This window comes from Paenibacillus sp. 01L418, from assembly GCF_056400045.1.
The window spans coordinates 1-8,293 of sequence record NZ_JBFTSN010000326.1 but is presented as its reverse complement, the minus strand read 5'-3'; the positions used below and the strand labels follow the sequence as shown (position 1 = coordinate 8,293).

The window sequence follows — 8,293 nt, the reverse complement described above, 5'->3', positions numbered from 1 at the left end:
GCCTTAAACAAGTGCCACTTGATCTGTATGAAGCAGCTCAAGTGGATGGAGCAGGCAAAGCTCGTCAATTTTTTCGCATTACGCTTCCCATGATTTCTCCTGTTATTTTCTTTAATCTCGTGATGAGCATTATTAATTCATTTCAAGCGTTTACACCTGCATTTGTCATTGGCGACGGCCGTGGAGGCCCGCTTGATGCGACCATGTTCTACACCCTGTACTTGTATATGAAAGGCTTCTCGTTCTTCGATATGGGTTATGCATCCGCGTTAGCCTGGATTATGCTGCTGATCATCGGGGCGTTTACAGCCATTATTTTTGCAACATCAAAATATTGGGTATTTTACGGTGACAGCAAGGAAGGGAGGTAAGGCAGCTATGCAAGTGAGAAAGTTAAACGGATTAACTAAACATACGATCATTATCATCTTTGGCATTGCCATGCTTTACCCGGTATTATGGTTAATAAGCAGCTCTTTTAAGCCTAATGAGCTGATCTTTACACAGCCGGGATTATGGTCAAGCTCATTCACTTTGGATAATTATATTAACGGCTGGCGCGGCTTTCAGGGAATAGCATTTAGTAAGTTTTTTGCAAACTCATGGCTGATATCGATTCTAAGCGTGCTTGGCAATGTGATTACCTGCTCCTTAGCAGCCTTTGCGTTCGCGCGGTTGAATTTCAAGTTTCAGAAACTTTGGTTTTCATTAATGCTGGTGACGATTATGCTGCCCTATCATGTGACGCTTGTTCCGCAATACGTCATCTATAATGAGCTGCAATGGATCAATACGTATTTTCCGCTGGTTCTGCCAAAATGGCTGGCGCATGATTCCTTTTTTATTCTTATGATGGTGCAGTTTATCCGCGGAATTCCGAGAGAGCTGGATGAAAGTGCGACGATTGACGGCTGCAGTCCGCGGCAAATTTATTTCCGCATTATCATTCCGCTCTTAGTACCCGCTTTGATATCCGCCGCTATTTTCACTTTTATTTGGTCATGGGACGATTTTTTCAGCCAGATGATCTACTTGAGTGATATTAAGCTGTTTACAGTGCAGCTGGGAATTCGTTCTTTATTTGATCCTACTGGTCAATCGGATTGGGGCGCGCTGCTTGCGATGTCGGCATTGTCGCTTGTGCCAATAACGCTTATATTCCTTATTTTTCAACGCTATTTCTTGGACGGCATCGCAACTACCGGTTTGAAATGATATTGTGTTTTCTTGCTCGATAACCGAAAAAATTGATAATGAATACCCGAAGGAATGAAATTCCGTATAAATGGAAATCAGGGTAGCATCATAAGTGAAAGCGAATTCATAATAGGGTATTGGGGGAAATCAAAATGAAACAGCGGTTGCTTATTTTGGCTTTAGGAATGTTAATGGTATTCACTGCGGCATGCTCAGGTGGTACGGGCAGTGGAGGATCAAGCAATGAAAAAGAGAAAAACGGAAATGAGTCAAGTGAAGCAAAACAAGTAGAACTGCGCATTATGTGGTGGGGAGATCAAAAGAGGGCGGATATTACAAACGAGGCGTTGAAAATTTTCCAAGAGAAAAACCCATCCATTAAGGTTGTTGGCGAGTTTGCCCCATCCACTGGTTATTTCGATAAGCTTAATACGCAGCTTGCTTCCGGCACGGCGCCAGACATTTTTTTCTTAGGAGGAAATGTGGTCGATTATGCGAATAAGGAAGTGCTTCTTGATCTTTCTCCATATGTGGATAAAGAGCTTAATTTAAGCGATATGGATCAATCGATGATTCAATACGGCACGATAGGCGGCAAGCTTCTTCATATTTCTGCTGGTGCTAATGCACGCGGAGTCGTTGTGAATAAGACGATGTTCGAGAAAGCGGGCCTTCCCGTACCTGAGGATGGTTGGAATTGGGAAGACTTTGCACGAATCAGCAAAGAAATCTCGGACAAACTGGGCAGCGGTGTCTATGGTACTTATAACATGTCCATTGATGGAATGGATATCGGCCTGAAGCAGCAAGGCAAACAGCTTTATGATATGGATAAAGGGACGCTGGGCTTCGAAGAGGCTGACGTGTTAAAATGGTTCCAATATTGGGATGAAACGATGAAAGCCGGCGGTGTTGTCCCTTCCGAGCTGCAAGTATCCAATCCTCCCGGCGATACAAGTAAGTCATTAGTTGTCACAGGAAAAGTAGCGATGAGCTTAATTCCGTCCAATCAATTGGCAGCATTGCAAGGACTTACGCAAGATGAGCTGATTATGGTACAGCTGCCGCGCGGCGAGAAGGGAACAGGCGTAGTGTTCGAGTCAAGCCAAGGTTTGTCGGGTTATGCCAAGACCAAACATCCAAACGAGGTAGCGACGTTGTTGAGTTTCTTCATTAATGATCCCGATGTTGCGAAATTGTTAGGCAATGATCGCGGTGTACCAGTGGTTGCGGCTAACCGCAAGCTCCTTGAAACTAGCGCGAACAGCGTAKAGAAAATTGTTTATGACTACACAAGCCGTGTTTCAGAAGCGACAAACAAGGAGCCGTTTGCGGTCAGCTACAATCCTCCGGGCTTCTCTGAATATTCCAAGCTTGCCGAATCGACGATGTATGAAATTGGTTTCGGACGCAAGAGCGTAGAAGTGGCTGTTAAGGACTTCTATAATGGCACTCTGAAAATATTCAAAAACAATCAATAGTTTCCTGTGAGTTGGTATCAGCAATGCATGAATAGACAGGCTGCCTCGCGGCAGTCTGTTTTTAAATAAGTGGAGAAAACAATTATATCGGAAAAGCGAGGCGATTAGGATGRGCGAATCATTGCTGAAGCAGCTTCGAGAGCTGTCTATAGATGAGAAGATTGGCGAGTTGACGAAACCATCTCATAAAAATAGCCTTGAGGAATGGAAGCAATCCGGCATTCGTTTTACAACACGTTCAGGCAAGCTTGAGCAGGTTTATTATGCAGCAGTGCGCAAGCTGCTCGATTGTATTGTTCCTACGGGCGGTGAAGAGCCGATTTTGCAAGAAGGAGGAATCTATCTCGGCTGTTGGCTGGAAAGTACAGGAACGATTAATGCTGAGCTACTTTCTCGCTTTATACCATCCGTATCGGATGCAACTTTCCGCTCGTTTGCCGTGCACCAGCGTGAGGATGGTTTGTTGCCTTATAAGGTAACGGAGCATGGTCCTRCATTCCGGCAGATTCAGCTGGTGACGCCGCTTGCACGCAGTATATGGAACCATTATAAGCTGAATCATGCGGGGAAGCCGTTTTTGCAAACGATGTATACTGCGATGGCAAGCTACGATGAGTGGCTGGTTCAGTACCGAAATACCCGTGGAACAGGTTGTGTAGAGGCATTCAGTACTTTTGATACGGGGCATGATCTTTCACCGCGGTTCTGGCATGTCCCTGACACCCCTCATCTTAATGATGCTGCGCAAATGAATCCTGATTCTCCGATATTACCTTTTTTGGCGCCGGATTTAACTGCAAATGTATATTGTCAACGTCTTTACTTGGCTCGTATTGCAGAGGAGCTTGAGCTTCCTAGCAAGCAGCACTGGCTAGCGAGAGCCGAAGAGAGCTTAACGAGCTTGTATCGTTATTGCTTTGATGGAGAGGATCATTTCTTCTATGATCGAGACCGAAATGATGAGCTTGTGCGAGTACAATCGGATGTGCTGCTGCGCGTAATGGCATGCGAAGTAGGAGATCAGGCTTTTTTTGATACGATGCTCAGACGTTATTTATTGAATACAAGCAAATTTTTTGCCAAATATCCATTTACTTCGATGGCTATGGACGATCCGCGCTTTGATCCGTTCTCTAGCTACAACAGCTGGGGAGGCGCATCGAACTTCCTTAGCTTGATTCGCGCACCTCATGCTTTCGAGCATCATGGACGGCACGTTGAACTCACTTGGGTGATGTACCCGATCTTAGCTTCATTTACCAAAGCAACCCGCTTTGCGCAGGCGGTTAGCCCGTGGACTGGAGATGAGGGATTTACTGAGGCGTATTCTCCGTCGATATTGTGCCTGTTAGATTATGTTGAGCGTTTATGCGGTATTTTGCCTACACCAGACGGCGAGCTATGGTTTACGGGACTTGTACCCTACAATATGGATCATGGAGAAGAGATTACCGGTGAGACAGGCTACAGCCGAATCGTGGATGGTGTTACCTATGAACTGTTAAATATGCAGGCGGGGTCGGAGCTGTATCGAAATGGAGAAAGCTTCATCCGTTTTCCAAGCGGCATTCGCGTTATTACCGATCGCCAGGGTCAAATGAAGGGAATCATTGGAATGAGTGTACGTGAGATTCAGGGTGCAATTATTTATAATAATCAAGAGATTCCTTTTCATGTGAAAGGCAATGAGTATTTGACCTTTGAGAAGGGCAAGTTTAGCGTGGAGCGTGCAATTGGCGTCGTAAATCCGACTTACCGTTAAATGCGGGGTTGAAAAGTGATTATTGAGGTTCATTGTGCAACAAAGAATAAGCCTTGAACCCGAATGGGCTCAAGGCTTGTTTTATTATTGAGGCAGCTGTGACAGACGACGTTCCCTTATCAGCACGATAGACATAATCGTTATTGAAATAGATACTAGCGCAATTGGAATGACGAATATGGATGGATCGTACCCTTCGATGAATAATGGTAACAAATATCCGATTAATGATGCCGTTAGTGAAATGAAAACGTACAAGCTTGCGCCGAATCCGGTCCGGCCTGCGAACATGCGCTGCACATACCCCATCGCTACTCCGTACAAGATGGATACAAAAAAAGAATAAATCGGCTGAATGAGGAAAAAAACGATCAATGGCGAGTGCAAGGCATAAATCGTATAAGTAATAAGCGCCCCAAAGCCGCCAATTAAAATAATTATTTTGCTGCCGTATTTCGCCGCCCAATAACCGGCGATGGTCATGAACAACAGCTCGAATACGGCTTGGGAGCTCCAAATATAAGACATATATTCCGGCTTGCCGAACAACGTTTTAACGACAAGCGGCAAGTACAATCCGCGAATGGCATCTGCGCATGCAAGCAGCAGCAGAGCAATTAGCATAATGAGGGAAAAAGGCTCGCTCGCTCCCATATTAGCTTGTTTTTTCTCTTCAGAGTGTTCCCGGTAGAACAACAGCAAGATAACGAGCATTGCGTAACCTGCAAAGTTGCCCCATAATACACCTTGAAACGTAGCAATCAAATACAAGTTCGCTCCTGCCAGCAAACCGCAAAAAAACCCAACACTGTACCCTGCGCGCAGCCATATTTGTGCCATCTCCACAATATCCCCGGCAAGTCTAGCAAAATGATTCCGAGATATAGCGAACAATTGTCCCATAATGAGTCCGGACGGAGCGCTCACAACACACATGCCGATCAGCGCCTGGACATAACCTTCTGCGTTCATATAAATGAACAAACCGACGAGACATAACAAAGCAGCTGTAATGACCAGTCTCTTTCTGCTGCGCAGCTTATCACTTAACAGTCCAACTGTAATCGTAGTTCCCATATTGAGCAGCAGCGACACAACGAAGATCGATACGACTTCATTCTTTGAAAGCCCGATGCTCTCACTTAAATAAATTGCATTCATCGGTGCTAGAATGCCCATGCCGATGCCATAACAAAATAAGGTGAAAAGCATCCTACCTGCACCATCCACCTGCAAAAAACGTTTCATATCTGCGGCAATACGCATCTTCAACCTGCTCCATTCTCCTCATGATCTTGCCAAATTCTAACAAAGTGTAGCTCACTTTTCTCGTGTTGTCTAGAAGAAAACGGTGGTGATCAGGGCAGAAAATGAATACTATTCTGTAACAAAACACCTTTGTTATTTGTCATATAAGCAAAAACATGAGGTGATCATTATGAATGAGCGAAAAACAGCCTATGACGCTGTCATTATTGGCGGCGGTTTATCTGGTCTGACAGCTTCTATTTATTTGGCTAAAGCAGGATTACGCGTGCTGCTAGTCGAAAAGTCCAATCGATTGGGCGGAAGGGCATTAACGGTGAAAAAGAAAGGAGCTTATCTCAACCTTGGTGTTCATGCTTTCTATCAGGATGGGGTAGGCGAGGAAGTGCTAAAAGAGCTAGATGTTAAGCTAAAAGGAGCCAATCCACCGCCATCAGTGGCCGCAATATGGAACAATCAAGTGTTTCCTTTGCCGACTGGGCCCATTCAATTGATGACATCTAAATTGTTCACGATTACTGGGAAAATAGAGCTAGCACGGTTTATGATGAAATTAGCTAAAATCGATACAACGAAACTCGAAAGGGTAACATTCCGAGAATGGGCTGAAAAGGAAGTTCAAGATCCGATGATTAGGCATGTTATTTATTCGATTTGTCGGACGAACACCTTTGTGCCGCACCCAGAGCTGCTAATAGCCTCAATCGCTGTCAAGCAATTGCAGCGAACGTTTGGCGGAAAGGCATTTTATATTGAAAAGGGGTGGGCAAATCTTGTAGATGCGCTAAAGCAAAAAGCAGAGCAAGCCTCGGTTACGATTGTGACTGGTTGTTCAGTAGATGGAATTGTACCAGACAAAGAGGATTTGCGAGTCAGTTTTGCGGATGGAGAGTCATTGGTGATTTCGTCTGTCATCGTGGCCGCTGGTCTAGGAGATGCATGTAAGCTTGTAAAGGACGCTAATCAGAACCTGCTTAATTGGAAGGAGCAAGCGCATACGATAAAAGCGGCTTGTTTGGATCTTGTATTGCATCGTCTACCGAATCCAAGCGCATCCTTCATCGCTGGCTTCTGGTTGGACGCTCCTATTTTTTATAACAACCCAACATCCGTTGCCAGCCATAACGACGATGGGGATTCTGTCGTCATTCATATGATTAAGCAGCTTGGAGAAAATCCGAGCTATCCCAAAGAGGATGAACAGCACTTGGAGCAAGCGCTAGATCTTATGCAGCCGGGATGGCGCGAAGTGGAAGCTGCCCGTCAGTTTTTACCGAATATAACGGTTGCTCATGATTTTGCTTCTATTGATAGTTGAAATCGACAAGCAGGCAGCGGGAATTGTATGTGGGCCCGTGGCTGCCAGAGCCTCTCGTTACGAGTGGTGTTAACTCAAACGATCCGCTCCAACTATACATTTCGAAGGAAATGTTGTCTACCGCATACTTGCTGTTATTGCAGCAGCTGACCGCCGTAGAACGTGTTGTTTTTCTATTAAGGGAGTTGTTTCATTACCCATTTCAAGATATTGCCGCTATTCTCGATAAGAGCAGCGGAAACTGTAGGCAAATTTTTTATAGGGCAAAAAAAAGCATAGGGTCTTCTTCCAGCAGTGAATTGACTCCGCAGGAGATTGCTAGTCCTATGATGGAGGAATTCGTAAACGCAATCATTTCTGGCAATATCAATCGCATGCTGTCGATTCTTTCCACGGAAACAGTATTGTATACGGATGGAGGCGGCAAAACAAATGCGGCTCTGCGTCCGATTGTGGGGCAAAATCTTATTATCCGTTATTTTACGGCGATTAGACCGGAAGTTCCTTCAGATTTCACTTGTGATGTTGTTGAACTAAATGGAAATAGCGGCATTGTGATTAAGTCTGGCGAGCTTACGTTTTCGGTTATTACCTTCCATATCAAAGACAACGTCATTTCGGACATTTATATTGTCATGAATCCAGAGAAGCTGCGCCATTTTAATAGATAGAAAATAAATAAATAAAACAACCATAACAGCAGAGATGCAGTTATGGTTGTTTTGGCTTGTATTAGACCAAGATATATCGAATAAGACCTAAGAGGGCGAAGCAGAAAAAAACGGTACCAGCACCAATACCTGTAATTGCGCTATGGGCTACCTTAAGCTTTTGAGATATGATTAACGTACTAATGGCAACGGCAATCAACAATGCAGCAAGTACATATAAACTGGGATCTTTGAAAACATGTTTCAAACTAATAAAATGAATACCAACAATAAAGGCAATCCAAGGGGAAACGTATTTGCTGCGTTTTGTTTTTATGAATACAAAAGCACCCGCACCTGCCAAAATGATCTCAGTGTATACCGAAATCAAATAGTTACGGAAAGATGATTGATTAGACAAAGCGGAGGGTGCGTCCCAGTTCGTTATACTTAGGTAGACGCCTGCCAAGCATACTAGAAGTGCAATGCCAGAAGCTATGCCAATGTATTTGCGCCAACTCGCTCTAGGATTTTCTTGTGCCCAGCCAAACCAACTGAAACTAAACATGCCAAATATTGCTGCATACATGGTGTAATCTCGAAGATAATCCATACAAAC

The 8,293-nt window shown here is 44.4% G+C and carries 8 protein-coding genes; 6 read left to right on the top strand and 2 right to left on the bottom strand.

The genetic code is table 11. The features are described 5' to 3' along the window. The 4 genes from AC1DSE_RS26420 to AC1DSE_RS26405 all read left to right on the top strand — a co-directional run. The coding region (locus AC1DSE_RS26420) for a carbohydrate ABC transporter permease (RefSeq protein WP_477528442.1) at positions 1-371 on the top strand (371 nt) is incomplete at its 5' end. A 7-nt stretch (positions 372-378) separates the two neighbouring features. Continuing rightward, positions 379-1,215 carry a carbohydrate ABC transporter permease gene (locus tag AC1DSE_RS26415; RefSeq protein WP_076270500.1) on the top strand — a complete coding sequence of 279 codons (837 nt, stop codon included), beginning with the start codon at positions 379-381 and terminating at the stop codon, positions 1,213-1,215. Positions 1,216-1,349: 134 nt separating this feature from the next. Next, complete coding sequence (locus AC1DSE_RS26410; protein WP_477528441.1) at positions 1,350-2,678, top strand: ABC transporter substrate-binding protein; 1,329 nt, start codon at positions 1,350-1,352, stop codon at positions 2,676-2,678. A 109-nt stretch (positions 2,679-2,787) separates the two neighbouring features. Next, positions 2,788-4,440 (top strand): MGH1-like glycoside hydrolase domain-containing protein, encoded by a 1,653-nt coding sequence (locus AC1DSE_RS26405; RefSeq protein ID WP_477528440.1) that lies wholly within the window; start codon positions 2,788-2,790, stop codon positions 4,438-4,440. Positions 4,441-4,524: 84 nt separating this feature from the next. Here AC1DSE_RS26405 and AC1DSE_RS26400 read toward each other — a convergent pair whose 3' ends face one another. Continuing rightward, entirely contained in the window at positions 4,525-5,706 is a 1,182-nt protein-coding gene (locus tag AC1DSE_RS26400; protein WP_477512140.1) for an MFS transporter, read from the bottom strand. 172 nt (positions 5,707-5,878) lie between these two features. On the opposite strand from AC1DSE_RS26400, the gene AC1DSE_RS26395 reads away from it, so the two are divergent. After that, on the top strand, positions 5,879-7,024 hold the full coding sequence (locus AC1DSE_RS26395; RefSeq protein ID WP_477528439.1) for a protoporphyrinogen/coproporphyrinogen oxidase: 1,146 nt from the start codon (positions 5,879-5,881) through the stop codon (positions 7,022-7,024). A 29-nt stretch (positions 7,025-7,053) separates the two neighbouring features. Then, positions 7,054-7,695, top strand: coding sequence for a sigma factor-like helix-turn-helix DNA-binding protein (locus AC1DSE_RS26390; RefSeq protein ID WP_477528443.1), 642 nt, complete (start codon positions 7,054-7,056; stop codon positions 7,693-7,695). Between the two features lie 61 nt (positions 7,696-7,756). On the opposite strand, the gene AC1DSE_RS26385 is transcribed toward AC1DSE_RS26390, so the two are convergent. After that, on the bottom strand, positions 7,757-8,293 hold a 537-nt coding region (locus AC1DSE_RS26385; RefSeq protein WP_477528438.1), incomplete at its 5' end, for a hypothetical protein.